Source organism: Fodinibius sp. GM21, from assembly GCF_058386955.1.
The window spans coordinates 60,752-78,684 of sequence record NZ_JBYEIQ010000002.1 but is presented as its reverse complement, the minus strand read 5'-3'; the positions used below and the strand labels follow the sequence as shown (position 1 = coordinate 78,684).

Annotated in this window: 16 protein-coding genes; 10 read left to right on the top strand and 6 right to left on the bottom strand. The window is 43.6% G+C overall.

The genetic code is table 11. The features are described 5' to 3' along the window. Positions 1 to 44: 44 nt before the first annotated feature. Complete coding sequence (msrB, locus tag ACT3IB_RS04050) at positions 45 to 599, top strand: peptide-methionine (R)-S-oxide reductase MsrB (RefSeq protein WP_491537749.1); 555 nt, start codon at positions 45 to 47, stop codon at positions 597 to 599. Positions 600 to 603: 4 nt separating this feature from the next. Here the strand turns inward: msrB and ACT3IB_RS04045 are convergent, their stop codons facing one another. Further along, on the bottom strand, positions 604 to 1,623 hold the full coding sequence (locus ACT3IB_RS04045; protein WP_491537748.1) for a metal-dependent hydrolase: 1,020 nt from the start codon (positions 1,621 to 1,623) through the stop codon (positions 604 to 606). Positions 1,624 to 1,841: 218 nt separating this feature from the next. On the opposite strand from ACT3IB_RS04045, the gene ACT3IB_RS04040 reads away from it, so the two are divergent. The 4 genes from ACT3IB_RS04040 (at position 1,842) to ACT3IB_RS04025 (ending at position 9,555) form a co-directional block, all read left to right on the top strand. Beyond that, positions 1,842 to 3,170 (top strand): efflux RND transporter periplasmic adaptor subunit, encoded by a 1,329-nt coding sequence (locus tag ACT3IB_RS04040; RefSeq protein WP_491537747.1) that lies wholly within the window; start codon positions 1,842 to 1,844, stop codon positions 3,168 to 3,170. Positions 3,171 to 3,195: 25 nt separating this feature from the next. Then, positions 3,196 to 6,318, top strand: a complete 3,123-nt coding sequence (locus ACT3IB_RS04035; protein ID WP_491537746.1) for an efflux RND transporter permease subunit — start codon at positions 3,196 to 3,198, stop codon at positions 6,316 to 6,318. A gap of 142 nt (positions 6,319 to 6,460) precedes the next feature. Next, a complete protein-coding gene (locus tag ACT3IB_RS04030) occupies positions 6,461 to 7,855 on the top strand; it encodes an alkaline phosphatase PhoX (protein WP_491537745.1) in 1,395 nt (464 codons plus the stop codon). Between the two features lie 419 nt (positions 7,856 to 8,274). Next, a complete protein-coding gene (locus tag ACT3IB_RS04025; RefSeq protein WP_491537744.1) occupies positions 8,275 to 9,555 on the top strand; it encodes a hypothetical protein in 1,281 nt (426 codons plus the stop codon). Between the two features lie 627 nt (positions 9,556 to 10,182). On the opposite strand, the gene ACT3IB_RS04020 is transcribed toward ACT3IB_RS04025, so the two are convergent. Continuing rightward, entirely contained in the window at positions 10,183 to 10,551 is a 369-nt protein-coding gene (locus tag ACT3IB_RS04020) for a response regulator (RefSeq protein ID WP_491537743.1), read from the bottom strand. A gap of 390 nt (positions 10,552 to 10,941) precedes the next feature. On the opposite strand from ACT3IB_RS04020, the gene ACT3IB_RS04015 reads away from it, so the two are divergent. Both ACT3IB_RS04015 and ACT3IB_RS04010 read left to right on the top strand, forming a co-directional pair. Beyond that, complete coding sequence (locus ACT3IB_RS04015) at positions 10,942 to 11,541, top strand: YceI family protein (protein ID WP_491537742.1); 600 nt, start codon at positions 10,942 to 10,944, stop codon at positions 11,539 to 11,541. A gap of 49 nt (positions 11,542 to 11,590) precedes the next feature. After that, positions 11,591 to 12,250, top strand: coding sequence for a YceI family protein (locus tag ACT3IB_RS04010; protein ID WP_491537741.1), 660 nt, complete (start codon positions 11,591 to 11,593; stop codon positions 12,248 to 12,250). Between the two features lies 1 nt (position 12,251). Here ACT3IB_RS04010 and ACT3IB_RS04005 read toward each other — a convergent pair whose 3' ends face one another. The 3 genes from ACT3IB_RS04005 to ACT3IB_RS03995 are packed head-to-tail and all read right to left on the bottom strand — an operon-like array spanning position 12,252 to position 15,441. Continuing rightward, positions 12,252 to 13,610, bottom strand: a complete 1,359-nt coding sequence (locus ACT3IB_RS04005) for a sigma-54-dependent transcriptional regulator (RefSeq protein ID WP_491537740.1) — start codon at positions 13,608 to 13,610, stop codon at positions 12,252 to 12,254. 3 nt (positions 13,611 to 13,613) lie between these two features. After that, positions 13,614 to 14,918, bottom strand: a complete 1,305-nt coding sequence (locus ACT3IB_RS04000) for a two-component system sensor histidine kinase NtrB (RefSeq protein ID WP_491537739.1) — start codon at positions 14,916 to 14,918, stop codon at positions 13,614 to 13,616. 49 nt (positions 14,919 to 14,967) lie between these two features. Continuing rightward, positions 14,968 to 15,441: a DinB family protein gene (locus ACT3IB_RS03995; RefSeq protein ID WP_491537738.1), complete on the bottom strand. Its 474-nt coding sequence runs from the start codon at positions 15,439 to 15,441 to the stop codon at positions 14,968 to 14,970. 352 nt (positions 15,442 to 15,793) lie between these two features. On the opposite strand from ACT3IB_RS03995, the gene ACT3IB_RS03990 reads away from it, so the two are divergent. Next, positions 15,794 to 16,201 carry a helix-turn-helix domain-containing protein gene (locus ACT3IB_RS03990; RefSeq protein ID WP_491537737.1) on the top strand — a complete coding sequence of 136 codons (408 nt, stop codon included), beginning with the start codon at positions 15,794 to 15,796 and terminating at the stop codon, positions 16,199 to 16,201. A 94-nt stretch (positions 16,202 to 16,295) separates the two neighbouring features. Next, positions 16,296 to 16,589 (top strand): hypothetical protein, encoded by a 294-nt coding sequence (locus ACT3IB_RS03985; protein ID WP_491537736.1) that lies wholly within the window; start codon positions 16,296 to 16,298, stop codon positions 16,587 to 16,589. Between the two features lie 86 nt (positions 16,590 to 16,675). On the opposite strand, the gene ACT3IB_RS03980 is transcribed toward ACT3IB_RS03985, so the two are convergent. Then, on the bottom strand, positions 16,676 to 17,242 hold the full coding sequence (locus tag ACT3IB_RS03980; protein ID WP_491537735.1) for an NUDIX domain-containing protein: 567 nt from the start codon (positions 17,240 to 17,242) through the stop codon (positions 16,676 to 16,678). 78 nt (positions 17,243 to 17,320) lie between these two features. Here ACT3IB_RS03980 and ACT3IB_RS03975 point away from each other — a divergent pair, with 78 nt between their 5' ends. Then, the gene (locus ACT3IB_RS03975; protein ID WP_491537734.1) at positions 17,321 to 17,911 is read left to right on the top strand and encodes a CDP-alcohol phosphatidyltransferase family protein; all 591 of its coding nucleotides are present in this window, start codon (positions 17,321 to 17,323) and stop codon (positions 17,909 to 17,911) included. The last annotated feature ends 22 nt before the right edge of the window (positions 17,912 to 17,933 follow it).

Below are 17,933 nucleotides of genomic sequence, written 5' to 3'. Positions count from 1 at the left end.
TAATACATGCGTTAAGTAACCTATTATCAATTTAATTTTACCCAATGCGAACGCTATCCCTCTTATTTTTGATTGCCTTGCTTCCGCTGGCCAACTGTCAGGGACAACAGCAAAAGGCAGACCATACATCAACTGTTGAGTCATCAGAATCCGTCAAACCCCACAACCCCTATTATTCCCGTACTGATACGGCCAAACTGACCCTTCCCGACTCTGTTTGGAAAAAAGTTCTAAAACCCAAAGTCTACCACATCGCACGCGAAAAGGGAACTGAGCGAGAATATTCCGGCAAGTATTGGGATTATGATGGCAAAGGCACTTATTATTGTGCAGTATGTGGCAACAAGCTTTTTGAATCGGAAGCAAAATATATGAGCCATTGTGGCTGGCCCAGCTTTTTTGAACCGGTGGGCCTAAACAGCGTAAAGTTTAAGCCGGATAACTCCTACGGCATGGAGCGAACCGAAGTGCTTTGCGGACGATGCAATTCCCATCTTGGTCATATCTTTAATGACGGACCACCACCAACTGGTAAGCGTTACTGTATGAACTCTCTTGTATTGGATTTTGTACCGACCGACAGCACAAAAACGAACTGAGTTTTCAGTTTCCCAAAACACGGTTATACAATCGGTCCCACATTTCAGCCCGCATGTCAAAGCTGGGTTCGAATTGTTTAAAGCCCGTCACCCTTGTCGAATCGCTATTAAACATCAGCTTGTAGTTCCAAACATAAGGAGCTTCTGCATCAGACAACCATAAATCTGATCGTCCAAATCGTAGATCATGGACAATCAACTCTTCATCCTTTCTCTCAACAGCATAGTATCCGCGTGAAAACCAAATGAGTCGCTCAACTGGAAGCTGATTATGATACGGCTGTAATAACTTCTTGTTTTGAGGAACCGCTTGAAAACTGATTTCATCTTCTTCATCAAAGATAGAATACAATCCGGCATAAAGCGTATCATTAGCTTCGGCATAGCCTGTCCACAAAAAGATATTTAACGGGGATGGGGTCGTCATATACTGCTCCAGATTAATCTGCTGCTGCGCGAAGTTCTTTTCAAACACATCATTGACCTGATATTTGATTCCAAAACCCAGCAACAGGTATAGAGAACTGATCCCGATACCTAACCCGTTCGCCCACCTCCGATTTTCTGAACTCCGGTTCAAAAAAAGTGCCGTTAAGAGTCCAAAAAGCAACGGCAACGTGTAAAAGGGATCAATAATAAAAATGGAGTTAAAGCTGAGTGAGTAATTGCTAAATGGTTGAAAAACCTGGGTCCCATAGCTCGTACAGACATCAATGAAAATATGGGTTAGAAAAACCCAGAATACGAGCCACGACCAGTCTCTCCATGTCGCATCATTTTTTTGATACCGCTGCAACAACCATCCAAAAAGGGGAGCAGCCACTATACAGAAAAAAATTGAATGCGTAATCCCGCGATGGATAGCCAGTGCCTGTACTTCTGACACAAAAGGAGAAGCAAGCACATCGAGATCGGGCATCACGCCGAATGCCGCACCCCACAATGCCGCCTTGTTTCCTATTTTCTTTCCCAGCAGGGCTTCCCCTACCGCTGCCCCAAGCGTAATTTGTGTAACAGTATCCATTTAGCTTTTAATCGTTCTTGTCGTGATGTAATACAAACTCCTTCATCAAATACTTTGGAACGGATGGCGACATTTAAAAGTTCAACTTTGCTACAGATTTATGTCGTTTATTAACGGTATATAAAGTATAACATCCTATTACATTTTATAATGAACATTTCGGTTAATTTTTCCATTGTATCAATACGATCTTTAAATCTGAATATTATTTGATGTCCATGAAGTTTTCTCTATCCCCATTAAAAGTGATCTATTTATCATTATTGCTGCTTGCTTCGAGCCTGGTTATTTCCTGTTCGAATGATGGCAACGAAAATGGCTCGACTGAAAACAATTCCTCTTCTTCAACCCCATCCGTTGAAGCTGTAAAGTCTCGTTTTGGTACCCTTCCCCTTTCAGAACGATTGAGCGGAACCGTATATGCCAAAAACCAAGTCTCATTATATCCCGAGATTTCCGGGAAAATTGCTGCCGTCCACGTTCAAAATGGCGATTTTGTCGAAAAGGGAGCACCGATCGTTTCCCTCCAGGACAACCAGTATCGCGAACAGGTACAACAAGCTCGTGCTAATTTGCGAATCAATAAAGCCCGGCTAAAGCAAGCCCGCGCCCGTTACAACGAACTCGAAGCACAATACAAACGGACAAAGCAACTAAGCGATCAGCAATTATCAAGCGAGCTTGAAATGGAAACCCTGCAGGCTCAGATGTCATCTGCTGAAGCCGATGTCGATTTAGCTGAAGCCCAGCTAGAACAGGCGCAGTCCAGTCTTCAAGAACAACAGGACTTACTTTCAAAAACAGTTATAAAAGCACCTATATCAGGAACGGTAGGCCAGCGCAATGCTGAAACCGGCATGCAGGTTAACAGCAGCACAGAACTTTTTACAATTGGGGATCTCGACAACTTGCGGGTGGAAGTCGTCTTGACCGACCAGATGCTCGACAATATCGAGGTGGGACAGACGGTGCACATTTATACCACCTCCAATGCCAGCGAAAATGATTTTATAGAAGCGGAACTGTCGCGGATTTCCCCATTTTTAAATAATGTAACCCGCAGCACCGAAGGGGAAATTGATGTGCAAAATACCGATAGCAAATTACGCCCGGGAATGTTCGTGCCGGTCGACATTTTATATGGTCAAAGTGAACGTGCCACCTTAGTACCTACCAGCGCAATTTACACCGATCCCAATTCGGGAGAAGAAGGCGTGTTTGTAGCAACTTCTCTGGGATCAGAGATACAACCTGCTGAGCAGATTAATCCCCAAAATCCTCCACCACTTAGCGAACCCACCGAGATTCAATTTCAACCAGTAGATGTTATTGCTGAAGGACGAATGGAAGTGGGGGTTGAAGGTATTGAACCCGGCAGCTGGGTGGTAACTGTGGGACAGGATTTACTTTCGAACGGACGCCAACAAGCCCGAGTCCGCACCAGTTCCTGGGAACGCATTTTAGCACTACAGGGATTGCAGCGCCAAGACCTGTTGCAGCGGGTACTGGATCGACAGACTGATATCAACGATTCTTCGAGTCAATAATTTCTACACCTCATTATCTAACGCCATGAAGATTACCAAAACTGCCGTCGAACGCCCCATCGCTACCACGATGCTTTTCCTGATCATTATCGTTCTGGGGGTTATGTCATTCCGCTTTTTACCGGTAGATTTGTTGCCGCCGGTTGAATATCCCCAGCTTACCGTGGCTACGGAATATCCCAATGTCGGTCCCGAGGAAATTGAAACCATCATTACCCAGCGCATCGAAAATACCATTGCAGGCGTACCGGGTGTAGAGCGCGTTCGTTCAAGCTCTTCTGAAGGACGAAGCAGGGTAACCCTCGAGTTCGCCCAAGGCACAGATATTGATGTCGCTGCCAATGACATTCGTGCGGCCCTCGACCGGGTGCGCGATGAGCTTCCCCCGGAGGCCGAACCGCCTCGCATCTGGAAGTTCGACCCCAACAATTTTCCGATTGTAATTGTCGGGGCCAACTCGGATATGAACCTGCAGGAACTTACCCAGATACTTGATCGCGAAGTCACCAAACGCTTTGAGCAAATTCCAGGCGTGGGCTCAATCGACATTTGGGGCGGCGTATACCGGGAAGTGCATGTAGAAATTAAGCGTGATCGGCTGATTGCAAGCGGACTTTCATCAGCGGAAGTACAACAGGCTATTGCCAGTGAAAATATTAATCTGCCGGGCGGAAACGTGAATTCCGGTATTCAGCAACTGTACGTTCGCACTCTCGGCGAATACGAGAATATCGATCAAATTGCTAACACTATTATTCGGATGGTAGATGGCAAACCTATCCGTGTTAAGGATGTTGCAGAAGTACGTTGGGGATATCAAGATCTTAACCGGCTTGTTACCATCGATAAAAAACCGATGGTACGCTTTGGAATCCGTAAGCAGACGGGCGCCAACACCGTTTCGGTAGCAGAAGATATCCGGCAGGAAATTGAAAAGGTGAATAACGAACGCAGAGATATGAACCTGTTCGTTACCACCGATCAAAGTGAGTTTATTCAGAATTCAATTAATAATGTTCAAAGTTCGGCCATTTGGGGCGCCTTGCTGGCCATCGTTGTACTCTATCTGTTTTTACGTAATGGTTCCTCAACATTTATCATCTCGTTAGCCATCCCTATATCAATTATTGCTACTTTTGGGCTACTTTACTTCAACGGCTTAACACTTAACCAAATGAGCTTTGGCGGACTTGCCCTGGGGGTGGGCCTTATTGTTGATAATGCCATTGTGGTACTCGAAAATATCATCAGGCTCAGGGAGGAGCGCGGCGAAGATTTGAAAACAAGCTCGCTGGTAGGTACCCGTGAGGTTGGCGGGGCCATCGTTGCCTCTACGATTACAACATCGGTTATATTTTTGCCGGTGGTATTTATGCAAACCATATCGGGCAGCATTTTTCAAGAGCTGGCACTGGTTGTTGTTTTCGCCCTGTTCTGCTCATTGTTTGTGGCCCTGACCCTGGTTCCCATGCTCTGTAGCAAGTTTTTAACGGTCCAGCCTGATAACTCAGAACATGCCGCCAAAAAGAGCTGGTTCCAGCGGACATTCGCCGCCCTAGAACAGCGATACACCCACTTTATTGATTATACCCTACGACACAAACCGGTCGTTTATACCATTACCGGAGTATTAGTACTTGGAGCGGTGCTACTTGTTCCTTTGATCCCTGTGGAGCTGGCTCCCCAATCCGATGCCGACGAAATTGATGTGGACTTTATGATGGCCGAGGGTACCAATATTGCTGTACAAAACGAGTACCTCAAAGAACTCGAGACCGTTGTCCGCGCCAATTTACCTATGGATGATGTTGAACACATTACAACGGATGTTCGTGACGGACGTGCTGAAGTTGAAATCGCTATGGTTGACGCTTCTGAGCGCTCTATGAGCACCTCCAAGATAGCAGACCAGATTCGGAAAAAAGTCACGGGTACTGTACCCGGTGGTGACATCCGCGTAAGTGCACAATCAGGTCTGTGGATTTTACGGCGTATTTTCGGCTCCGGCGGTGGTGAAGCGGTCGAACTACAACTGCGCGGATATGATTTAGAACAAGCCAAAACGCTTTCCGAAGAAATTAAAAAGCGAATGGAAGAAATTCCCGAAGTTACCGGCGTTCGGACAGATCGTCGCGAGGGAAGACCGGAACAGAATCTGATTTTCGACCGTGATAAAATAGCAGATCTCGGTCTCACCGTTAGTGGCGTGGCCCGGGTAATTCAAACGAATGTGGGTGGCAGCCGGGCCGGTACCTTCAGGGAAGGCGGTGACGAGTTTCCTATCCGAGTTCGCCTGCAGCCCAAAGATCGCCTTAGCACTAAAGACCTGGAGAATATTTCAATTCGTACAGCTGATGGACAAGTACTGCCGGTTACAGCCGTTGTTTCACAATCCAAGGGGCGCGGACCTACCGACATTAACCGCGTAAATAGTCAGCGGGTGTCATATATATCGGCTAACCTTGAAAGCGGCGTGGCCCTCAGCGAAGCTGTCGAAAAGATCCAGGCCAAGCTATCCGATATGCAGCTACCGGAAGGGTTCTCTATCGTGTATGGTGGCGAATACGAAGAACAGCAAAAAGCAGCAGCCGACTTTCAGCTTTCCATCATTATGGCGCTTATACTTATTTATATGGTGATGGCGGCCCAATTTGAACGGTTCTTCGATCCGCTGGTTGTTATGTTTTCGGTACCGCTCGCTATTATCGGTGTTGTTCCAACGCTGATGATCACCGGGACAACCATCAACATGCAAAGCATGATGGGCGTGGTAATGCTGATAGGAATCGTGGTAAATAATGCTATTGTACTAGTGGATTACATTAATTTGATGCGTAGAGAACACAATATGGGCGTGCGTGAAGCCGTCATTGAATCCGGACGATTGCGATTGCGTCCCATCTTGATGACCACGCTCACTACCGTTTTAGGGCTTTTGCCGCTTTCCTTCGGCATTGGTTCCGGCGCGGAAATCCAGGCCTCTTTGGCACGTGTGGTTATTGGAGGGTTAACCGCTTCAACACTGATTACCCTGGTATTTATTCCCGTAGTTTATGTTTCCGCCGAACACGTACTTTCAAAAGTTAGATCACAAAGCTGGGTGCCTTCATGGATGGCCGGCGAAAAAGTTGAGCCGGTAAAAGCTTAACTTTTATCTTATAAGATGGATCCTAACCAAGGGTAATACAATCTGGTTTTAAATTTTTTGAAAGATGGGTTAAACTTTAATCTTTTATTGTGTCGGATTATTTATCCACCTTTGATATATTAGGAATAATTAATACTGATCTATGTCTATTTCCCGCAAACAATTTCTAAAACAAGCCGGTGCTATGGCGATCGGCTTTTCGGGACTCCAAATTTTCAGTAGATGCACCCCTGCCGAGCGATCATCCCGCAAATTATCCATAGATCCCTTTGGCCCATTGCAGGCAGACCCGCAAGGACTTTTTGATCTGCCAGAAGGTTTTTCCTACAAGATAATTTCTGCTTTTGGCGATACCATGGACGATGGCTTCCTCGTACCGCATCGGCCTGACGGCATGGCTACTTTTCCAAGTACTGACGGATATACCATCCTCATTCGCAACCACGAGGTAAATCCTGCAAAAGGTGGCGCCGAAAGTGCCTTTGGGGAAGATTTTGGCCTTACCACTAAACTTGATCCCTCTGACTTTTACGATTATGGAATTAATAACAATCCGGGACAGGGCGGTACTACAACCATTGTTTACGATACCGAAAAACAAGAAGTCGTTCGTCAGTTTATGAGCCTGGCCGGTACACTACGTAACTGCGCCGGAGGACCTACACCGTGGAATAGCTGGCTGAGTTGCGAAGAGATTGTTACCAAACCCGACGACGTCTATGCCAAACCACATGGCTACGTATTTGAGGTCCCGGCTCAAACTCAGATAGGTTTGGCTAAACCGATACCCATTAAAGCGATGGGACGCTTTAATCACGAAGCCATTGCGGTAGATCCAAAAAGCGATGTCATTTACTTAACTGAGGATGAGCACGAAGGCCTGCTCTATCGCTTTATTCCAAATAATCCGGGACAATTACATGATGGAGGAAAACTGCAGGCTCTTTCAGTAAAGGGTAATCCCAGTCTGGATACCCGAAATTGGAAAAGTCACGCCATAGAAGAAGGGCAGCCCATGAATGTGGAATGGATAGACTTGGATAACATTGATAACCCCGATGATGACCTGCGATTTCGCGGTTTCGAGGATGGAGCCGCCCGGTTTGCCCGGGGTGAGGGAATGTGGTTCGGCAACGATGCCATCTATTTTGCCTGCACCAATGGGGGACCTGAAAAGTTGGGTCAAATTTGGAAGTACGTGCCAAGTCCCGTAGAAGCTAATGCCAAGGAATCTAAGAACCCCGGCAGCCTTGAGCTTTTCATAGAATCGATGGACAGCACGATTATCGAAAATGCTGATAACTTGACGGTGGCCCCCTGGGGCGATCTAATTGTTTGTGAAGACACCGATGAAAAACAGGATCTTAAAGGCATTACCCCAAAAGGAAAAGTCTACAACCTGGGGCGCAATGCTAAATCAAACTCAGAGCTGGCCGGGGCAACCTTTTCGCCGGATGGATCAACCCTTTTTATGAATATCCAGCACTCAGGGCTGACATTGGCCATTACCGGACCATGGAGCAAAGCCTCTGCTTGAAGCGCTGCTACTTCTCCCATTATCTTATTAACAGCAATTTAGACGATTCTTAATCCGGTACTGATGTTTTTATTATTGAATACACCATGAAAGCTTGAATCAATGGTATAACAACAGTATTGAATTACCCCCCCCATCTCCCAAAATTTCGTTTTTCTTCTTTATGCACATCTGCAAACATAAAAGGGGAAAGCTAATGCAGTAATGCAAGAGATCGAATTCTTGTTTACAGATCACCTCAAATATTGAAAAAAATATATTTAATTTTATGCCTCTATGTTATTCAAACAGGTATTTTGATGATTAATGAAAATATTTTTGAAATAAAACACTCTTTTGGAACAGATCTTGTACCACTATCAAACGAACCACAAAAACAACATAATCTTCACAACCATAAACTAACCAGAGGTTCTATTATGAAGACGTTACAACACATAACCAAGTCGATGAGCTTGGTACTACTTTTAATCTTCGGGGTTGTCGGAATGGCTTCTGCTCAATTCGATCGGGATCTACAATATTATACTAATCCTGATCAAACCGGGCTAAACCAGTTTGAGGCACCCTTTGAAACAGATGTAGAATTTGACGGACTAAACGTTCGCATTGGCGGCGCTAACACGCTACAATTCCAAGGAATTTCTCATGACAATGATGCGGGAACTCTTCCGGAATTAGAAAACAACTTTAACCTGGCTACTTCTAACTTAGATCTTGACGTAGCCCTAGCAACAGGTCTTCGTATGCACTTGCGTACGTATTTGACGTCGCAGCACCACACCGAGGCCTATGTTAAAAGTGGATACATGCAGGTAGATCGCCTTGACTTTATTTCTGAAGGATTACTTTCAGGCCTAATGGACAAGCTCCGTATTAAAGTAGGTCACATGGAACTCAACTACGGTGATGCTCACTTCCGACGTACAGACAATGCTTTCGCGATCCATAACCCATTTGTAGGTAACTACATCATGGATTCCTTCACCACGGAAGTTGCCGGTGAGGTTTACCTCCATAGCAATGGCCTCTTTGGTATGATAGGTTTAAGCAATGGTAAGCTGAACCAAAGCACCCTTGAAGAAAATGCAAGTGTTTCCTTCTACACTAAGCTGGGTATTGATAAGCAGGCAAATGAAAAGCTTCGTTATCGCCTGACTGGTTCGCTATTGACCAGCTCTGAGTCCAACTCGCAATACCTGTATAGTGGAGACCGTGCCGGTTCCCGCTACTACAATGTAATGGATGATGGTTTCAGAAGCGGACGTTTCGATCCTGGATATACTGTATCAGGCCGAGCACCGGGTGGACCAATTGCCGGAGAAATGACTTCTATCATGATAAATCCATTTATCAAATATGGTGGACTTGAGTTCTTCGGACTGTATGAAAATGTATCAGGTCAACTGGCTACTGAATCCAGCGATCGTTCTTATAACCAATATGGTGCTGAAGCACTCTATCGATTCGGAGCCAACGAAGACTTCTATCTTGGCGCACGATATAACTTGGTTGATGCGGCAGACGAAGACTTGCAAATTGATCGCTTTAACATCGGCGGCGGCTGGTTCTTAACTAAAAACGTTATGGCCAAGCTTGAGTATGTAACGCAATCTTATGACGGCGATGATTTTGCTAATACTAAGTATCAAGGTGGAGAATTCGATGGCGTTATGCTCGAAGCCGTAATTAGTTTCTAACAAGTATTTAACCATAGGAGCAAAAGACTTATATCCCTAAGTCTGAGTTCCGATCCCCTGATGCGGTGTCGTCTTTGAAAAGGCGACACCGTTTTTTATTTGTATCCATCTACACAATAACCATTTAACTCACGGGTACCTATAATTAATAACATTACTATAGCTATTTACAACTGCGCTTTATTTTGTTGAACCCTTTCCTTCCAGCGTATTCCTGAACCAGCGTAGACCGCTCCCAAAAGTTTGCCGTAATACTATTGAAACCACTTCGTTCTTTTTACCGGATCTGCCTGTTACAGCAGCTGTTAACATCTAGAAGGTCCTGCATCCTCCCATTTTAGAATTTTACTGCCCTACATTTGCTTTCTAAGGCGCGATCAAAACAAGAATGGTATGTCGGCATGCATAAAAATCACAGCTTATACAACGTACCTGCAATACTTGCTTATAAGACTGTTAATTAGGGACTGTAGTTGGTATTCTCAGTCTTTTATTTAGCATGCAGAAAAGAGCGGGCATTACTAAAATCAAATTGTATATCTTTCAGATTTATCAAAGCAAAGAATTCAATTTGGGAGACCGCTAGTAGAAATAACCAATACGCTCCTGTTAAAAAACATTGTTTTGTTACTGACGGATGGCAGAAAGGTGATAGTTAATCTTGTCGATAAGCTCTTTGAAATCGAGAGGTTTAATCACAAAATCATGCGCTCCATCGATCAGCGCCTTTTGGGTAACCTCAATTTCAACATAAGAGCTCATCACAATGATCTTTACTGAAGGATATCGTGCCTGGAGAAAAGAAAATAATCCATCGCGATCCAGGAGCTGGCTATCAACAATGATTAAATCGATAGGTTTTGTTGTCAGTACTTTTTGTGCTTTTGTTGCGTTACAAGACGTGTAACATCGAAAACCCTCTTCGCTCAGAATAAGCTGCAGAGAGTCACGCACTACTTCCTGTTGATCAACAATAAGAATTGACTGAAGCTTCATGTAAAGCAAAGTGGTTAGCATTATTACCTTTATCGTTAGTAGTAATGCAATTACAAGACCACTTTTACCGTCTAATACAAATTTATTAAAAACAGCCCTTAAACCATTTTAAGGTATATTATAACCCTATTTTCAAAAACGTTTATTATTTCAATTGCAGAGCTGCAATAAGTGTAATATTGCAGTTTGCAATACTGCAAGTTTATGATTTTAAACTACCTACAGGAATTGCTTCACTGCTACTATTTTTTATGAGCAATAGTTCACAGCATACTTCAAACAGCTTTTTCATAATAAATTTTCGTACTTCATATAGTTTGGAACGATGGTTGCATAATTAATAACAGACAAATTACAATAACCCATTAATCACAGTTAAAAGGGATCACTATGAAATCTTTATTTACTACTTTATTAATCTTTTTATTTACAATTTCAGGCAATGTGCTGGCACAGTCTGATTCTTATGAAATTCTTGAGAAGAGCACAATACAAGTTGAGGGAACATCTACCCTCCACGACTGGACATCAGACGTTGAAGAGTTTAGTTCTTACATCAAGTTTAATGCCGCCGCATTAGAAGGCGATTCAATGAGCAGCCCAGTAGAATCACTTTCACTTACTATTCCTGTTAAGAGCATCGAAAGTGGGAAAGGCGGGATGAACCGAAGAACATATGATGCACTTAAATCTGATGATTTTCCCAACATTATGTTCCAAATGAAAAACGCTGAGCTGGTTAACGCCGACTCAACTCTAACATCTATGGAACTTAATGTAGAAGGAAATCTAACCATAGCCGGAACAAGCAAAAATATTTCGCTTCCGGTTACTGGCACAAAGCAAGATGACGGTTCCTATAAGTTTACCGGCGAATATGAAATCAACATGAAAGATTATAATGTTGATCCACCATCAGCCATGCTCGGAACTATTAAAGCCGGGGAAATGGTTACGATACCTTTTGAGATCTATGTAGCTAAATCCTAATAAAATTATATTAATGCGCCCCGCTTCATCTCTAATGTCCTCCTCTATATTGGAACGTGTTAGATGGCAGTCCCTACTGCTGCTAACTCCATTAATAATCCTTGCCAATATAACCCAAAGCGGGGCGCAATCTTATCTGCTAGATAATGTCACTATTGAAAGAGGAGGAAAGGTTTGGATCGAAGGCGAAGCTGGCATGATAAGCTATCAATGCAATGCCGAAAACCTATCAGGAGTTGGAAAAATCAATAATACAACCAATTCTCTGAATAGTATTAACCAGAAAGACAGTGAAATTGAGATTTCGATTTCGTTACCGGTCGAGGCTCTTAGTTGTGGCAAGCGGGCCATGGATAAAGACATGTATGAAGCGCTTAAATCGGATAACCATCCGAACATAAGCTACAAGCTTTTAAGCGCTGAACTGGCCGATGAGAGTAGTGATACCACCACCGGGTGGATGGATATTCATACCCGCGGTATTATGGAAATTGCGGGCGTTCAGGATACTACTTCTTTTTTGGTACAGGGTAAATTACTTAATGATAACAGGTTTCAGGTGAGAGGTTCCAAACACATCCACATGGATACCTATAACATTGAGCGGCCAACAGCCATGTTGGGCCTTATCAAAGCCAGTAAAGACCTGAGCGTTCATTTTGATGTGACTGTTCAGCTTGAAGATTCAACAAGGCAGATTAATAAGTAAGTTAATCTGAGACTCCAAGCCGCTCCATTTTACGATACAGCGTAGAAGGGTCAATGCCCAATAGACGCGCCGCCTCAGATTTATTGCCTTCTGTTCGCTTCAATACACTCTGTATATGATGCTTCTCGAAAACCTGGATCGCCTCATCAAGCTTATCACTGTCCATCTTAAAGCTTTCCCCATCTGAAGATTGCTTAAAGGATGCCGGCAGATCATCAATCGTAAGAAAATCACCATCACTTAACAGTACCGCCCGCTCAATTACATTTTCGAGCTCTCGTACCTGGCCTTTCCATTGATAGGCCATCATCGCACCCATGGCATCGCTGGTAATTCCTTTCAGATTGTGTTTTAGTTCTTTATTGTACTTCTGTAAAAAGTGATGGGCCAGCAATGGGATGTCTTCTCTGCGCTGCTCCAGTGGTGGAAGAGGAATTTCAACTACATTTAGCCGGTAGTACAAATCATCCCTGAAATTGCCCTCTTCAACTTCTTTCTCCAAATCCTTATTGGTTGCTGCAATAATTCGCGTGTCAAAGGGTACCATTTGATTTGAACCCACCGGCTTTACTTCCCGCTCTTGTAATACACGCAACAGGTTTACCTGAAGGTTAAGCGGTATCTCAGCCACCTCGTCTAAAAACACCGTCCCGCCGTGGGCCGCTACGAACACGCCGTCTTTGTCGGCGTTGGCCCCGGTAAAAGATCCTTTTTTGTGGCCAAACAGCTCCGATTCAACCAAGTTCTCGGGAATAGCCCCACAATTGATAGCCAAAAATGGTTTTTTGGATCGGTCGCTGTTGGAGTGAATTGCCCGTGCTACCAATTCTTTACCCGTACCACTCTGTCCGGTAACCAGCACATTACTGGTCGCCTGACTAACTCGCTCCACCATCTTATACACGTTTTTCATGGCCGAGCTTTCTCCAATAATATGATTGAAGTTATACTCCTTATCGATCTGTTCCCGCAAATATTTGTTTTCTTGCGCCAGACTCTTTTGCTCCAGCAGATTCTTTATGCGGATGAGCACTTCATCAAATTCAAGAGGCTTCAGAATATAATCTGCAGCTCCTTTGCGGAGTGCCTGAATGGCCGTTTCAATGGTACCGTGAGCCGTAATAATAATGGTCAGCGTATCCGAAGAATGCTTCAAAGCATATTCAAGCACTTCAATACCGTCGGTGTCAGGCATTTTTAGGTCAGTAACAATAATATCGTAGCTGGCCTTATCAATTGCATCAATAGCCTCACCACCATCTTTTACCGCTGTGCAATTATATCCTTCATCTTCCAGCACTATGGTTAGTGATTCCCTGATGCTGTCTTCGTCATCTGCAATTAAAATCGATCCGTTCATAAATTAACTTTTGGTAGGTAGTTTTATAATAAAAGTTGTTCCGTCCCCATAATCAGACTCCACTTGAATAGAGCCGCCTATTTTGTTGATAATACCGTGACTTACCGAAAGCCCCAAACCGGTTCCGCTTCCAACTTCCTTAGTCGTAAAAAACGGTTCAAATATTCGGGATTTGTGCTCCTCTTTAATTCCTTCTCCGATATCTGAAACCGTAAGTTTCGCCATGCCATCTTGTTCTTTGGTTACAATAGTCACCTTGGGGTTTTCCTCGTCTTTCATCGCATCAACAGAATTAAGCAACAAATTCACCAATACCTGATGAATCTGGTCAGGTACGCAGGAAACAAGCGGTAACTTTGGTGATAGGTTCATCTCAAATTCCACATCACGACAACGGGCATCGTGTTGGAGTAACCCTACGGCCGACTCGATAATTTCATTTATCTGCACCTTTTCTGCCTGCATGCTCGAGGGACGTGAAAAGTCCACCAGGTCACGCACAATTTTGTTGATGCGCTGAATATGATCGCGCACTTTTTTCAGCTGATCCTGTATAAAATCATCTTCGGTCTTTCGCTGACAAACCTGAACAAGTGAAGAAATAGCTGTGAGCGGATTCCCTACCTCGTGGGCCACACCTGCAGCCATATGACCAACTGTAGCCAACCGTTCAGACTGCTGAATTTGCTCTTCCTTCATTTTGATATCCGTAAGATCGCGTAATATCTGGGAGCGTCCCACAATTTCATCGTCATTATTGCGAATGTATGATTCCGTCAGATTGACCAGTTTTTTTTCGCCCGTTTTTGTCAGTCGCTCCGTTTCGTAATTACTGACGTTCCCCTTGTATTTCATCCCGAATTCAATACATTCCAGCTCTTGCATCTCGATAAGTTCGTTCGGCACGATTTCCGTTATCGGCTTTCCAAGGATCTCTTCACGTTGCCAACCGAGCATTTCTTCTGCTCCCCGATTCCAAGATGTAATGTGATTTTCGTTATCTATTGAGATGATCGCATCAGCTGAATGCTCAATGATATCACTGTAACGCATTTTTGTAGCTTCAAGCTGATCCTCATAATACTCGCGGTAATTATAAACCGTCCATGCGGCCCATACCATGAGCATAAGGGAAACAATAACACCGCGGCTGAAGTAGAGCCACTGCATGGTTTCTTGAGATGTATCCTCAAATAAGGTTTGGTCAATAATTTCAAACGCACCAAATACAACTCCCAAAATGATAAGAGAGGTATAAAGCAGATATCCCATCCGGGCTTCGCGCAAAAATCGAGCAATCTCTTTCATACCGTACTCATTTAAGTCTTTCTTTTCTTATGGTCAATAAAACTATCAATTACCAGCTGCCAAGCAAACGTCGAATGAGCACAATTTGACCTATATGATATGCATTGTGATCAACGATAAGCAATGCTTCTCTGAACAGTGTCTGGCCGTCACCATGAGAAAAGGGTTTCTGCAAGTTATTTTGGGGATCTCGAATAAGCTCACGCATCTCTTCAATCCCGGCTTGTACCAACTGCACAGACCTTTCAAACTGTTCTTGGGTTTCGGGCTTGGACTTATCAGGCCAGTAATCATTCGGCCAATCACGCGCTTCATAGTCGGGATTTTTACAAAACTCCAGGATATCGTCCTGCGCAATCCTGATATGCTCAATAAGCTCCCAGATCGTATGGGGTACATCCTCAACACGAATCCCCACCTGCTTATAGGTTAGTCCCTGCACTGCCTGATTAAAATCGACGTGTGCGTTCTTGCCCTCGAGTTGTTCAAGCAATAATGATCGTACCGTTTTTTCTGACCCCATGGTTATGTACTCTGATCTAAATTCTCAAGACTGTTAATGTAATAACCGTAGACCAAAAGTCCTTATACTGAAAATGGGAGACACGCATTCTTGAAGAAGGGAATAGAAAATGGCACTGAGAATGGAGTTAAAATAACAAAAGCCCCGCGTTTGCAGAGCTCTTTTTCAATCAACTATTATCAATATAATGGAATTACCCTATACGGAACAAGTATTTTTGCTATAGTTTAACTAATATGTAACTAATCTATAATTAACAGCAGTTAAACTTTATCTATTATACAATTGTTATTAACTTGCAACGTGAAAACAAGTGCATTTAATACTAAATATTAAACTTTTTTTGTGCTTTATGCCAAAGCAAGTGGGCAATCTTACACTTTATTCCGTCGACGACTTGCACGAGCAACTGGGACTCAGTAAAATGACGATTCGGGCCTATTTGAGAGAAGGAAAAATACGTGCCCGCAAACTGGGTGTGAAGTGGTATGTAACCGAAGAGGCCTTGCGAGAATATTTCAATGAATCCCCCGGGGGGACTAGTTCTCAGAAAAAGAAACCCAAAAATTACCGTTACGTTGTTAAGGGGATTAACGATTTGGTCAGCGAGCAGGAAGAATGCGAAACAATCGACGAAACCATAGAATGTATTGAAGAGCAGGCTATTATTAGCCTGTTTCAAATTGCCATTATTGATGAGGAAACCGATGAGGTGGTGGAACTCATTAAAGCGCGTGATTTCCTCGAGCGTCATACATAATACTCGCTATTACCGAAATCCTCAGACAGGCATTCATTGAAACGAGACTTACTTTAACCATACATCACAAAGATCTTTAAATTCAGAAATTATTATGCTTAAAAAAGACAATACTAAACTCGAAATTTTTGGATTTGGCGACGATGACAGCGACGAAGATACCTTTTATTGCTTAGTGAATACTACCAAAAGCCCGGATGGAATAGATCTGGAAAAACTTTCTAATGCAGATCCCCGAAAGTTTGACGAAGTACTCAATGAAATGGGCTGCATCCTGCTGCTGCGCGGTGATGAAGTAGAAGAGCTTATCAACAGGGGCGATATTACGGATACCAACTTACATAAATCGTTGTACGAGCTGGCTGTTGATGAAGGAATTATTCAATAGACGTATTACCGTTGGGAGCAGTGCTTTTAAACATAGAGAGTCTTATAGTCTGTTTATCCCAAACTGCATACTGCTTATTGTTAATCTCAGACCGAAAAGGGACCCTCTTGCTGCCACCAGTGCCAGGCACGCAAAATAGCAACCGTTGTTTTTCCATCTGATATTTCACCGGTATGCACCATTTCAACAGCGGTTTCGAAAGGCAGTCGCTCTTTTAATAAAAACTCGTCGTCATCAACCTGTTGCTCAAATGATGTAATATCCCACGCGGTATAAAGATGGATAATCTCGTCAGAATACCCGATACCCGGATAATAATGTCCGATATATTGAAATTGCTGACACGTCAACCCAGCTTCTTCCTGCAGTTCACGCCGCGCTGTGAGTCCGGGATCTTCGTTAGGATCAATTTTGCCGGCCGGCACTTCGTAAAAGATCTGGGACATCGGATAACGAAACTGTTTGACTAACATGACATCTCCGTTTTCAAAAATGGGCACAATCGCCGACGCTCCGGGATGCTTGATCCATTCCCGGGTTGAAGTTGTTCCGTCGGGCAGTTCTACTTCATCAAAATAAACATGAAGCAGGCGACCGCTGAAAACCTTTTGAGAAGTCAGTTTACGTTCAACAAGTTTATGCGAATCGTACATAGAAAATTTTTTATGTATCTTTTAGCTGGTTAATTGAGACAGATCAGACGCGAATTATAACAAACAATTTGGTTTCCATTGTCAGAAACATTTAACATAGATCATAAGCAGATAGACGTTAAGCAAGACCTATTTACGTGGTCGAACCTAATTTCGCTGTCGCGTATTTTAATTGTAGTACCTGTAGTTTACCTGCACTATACCAATGGACAACAAATAACCTGGCTCATTACTGCACTTGTAATATATGGTATTGTATCTGATTATCTGGATGGATTTGTTGCCCGATTGACCAACCAAGTTTCGGAATGGGGCAAAATTCTCGATCCCGTTGCTGATAAATTTTGTGCTTTTTTCCTGTTTCTGTATGCCACCTACATCGATATCATTCCGCTCTGGTTTTTCCTGCTCGAAGTCGGTCGCGATGCCGTCATTGTAATTGGATCTGCATTTATTCAACACTTGCGCGGCAAGGTGGCCATGGCCGTTATGTCGGGCAAAATCAGCGTTAATGTATTGGGTCTATACTGGATTGCTGCTTTCTTTTTTCCCCAAGAAATAGAAGTACATTTTATGCTGATGGGCGCTTCGGTAGCCCTTATGTTTTACTCCTTCTTTGATTATCTTCATCGGTTCAACCTTATTCGCAAAGGAGTGGAGTTTAACTGATTATAGTAACTACAAAGATCTT

Bases quoted from the DNA above. Each gene is read 5' to 3' on its own strand.
- msrB (WP_491537749.1), top strand. From the start codon at position 45: ATGCGAACGCTATCCCTCTTATTTTTGATTGCCTTGCTTCCGCTGGCC.
- ACT3IB_RS04045 (WP_491537748.1), bottom strand. From the start codon at position 1,623: ATGGATACTGTTACACAAATTACGCTTGGGGCAGCGGTAGGGGAAGCC.
- ACT3IB_RS04040 (WP_491537747.1), top strand. From the start codon at position 1,842: ATGAAGTTTTCTCTATCCCCATTAAAAGTGATCTATTTATCATTATTG.
- ACT3IB_RS04035 (WP_491537746.1), top strand. From the start codon at position 3,196: ATGAAGATTACCAAAACTGCCGTCGAACGCCCCATCGCTACCACGATG.
- ACT3IB_RS04030 (WP_491537745.1), top strand. From the start codon at position 6,461: ATGTCTATTTCCCGCAAACAATTTCTAAAACAAGCCGGTGCTATGGCG.
- ACT3IB_RS04025 (WP_491537744.1), top strand. From the start codon at position 8,275: ATGAAGACGTTACAACACATAACCAAGTCGATGAGCTTGGTACTACTT.
- ACT3IB_RS04020 (WP_491537743.1), bottom strand. From the start codon at position 10,551: ATGAAGCTTCAGTCAATTCTTATTGTTGATCAACAGGAAGTAGTGCGT.
- ACT3IB_RS04015 (WP_491537742.1), top strand. From the start codon at position 10,942: ATGAAATCTTTATTTACTACTTTATTAATCTTTTTATTTACAATTTCA.
- ACT3IB_RS04005 (WP_491537740.1), bottom strand. From the start codon at position 13,610: ATGAACGGATCGATTTTAATTGCAGATGACGAAGACAGCATCAGGGAA.
- ACT3IB_RS04000 (WP_491537739.1), bottom strand. From the start codon at position 14,918: ATGAAAGAGATTGCTCGATTTTTGCGCGAAGCCCGGATGGGATATCTG.
- ACT3IB_RS03995 (WP_491537738.1), bottom strand. From the start codon at position 15,441: ATGGGGTCAGAAAAAACGGTACGATCATTATTGCTTGAACAACTCGAG.
- ACT3IB_RS03990 (WP_491537737.1), top strand. From the start codon at position 15,794: ATGCCAAAGCAAGTGGGCAATCTTACACTTTATTCCGTCGACGACTTG.
- ACT3IB_RS03985 (WP_491537736.1), top strand. From the start codon at position 16,296: ATGCTTAAAAAAGACAATACTAAACTCGAAATTTTTGGATTTGGCGAC.
- ACT3IB_RS03980 (WP_491537735.1), bottom strand. From the start codon at position 17,242: ATGTACGATTCGCATAAACTTGTTGAACGTAAACTGACTTCTCAAAAG.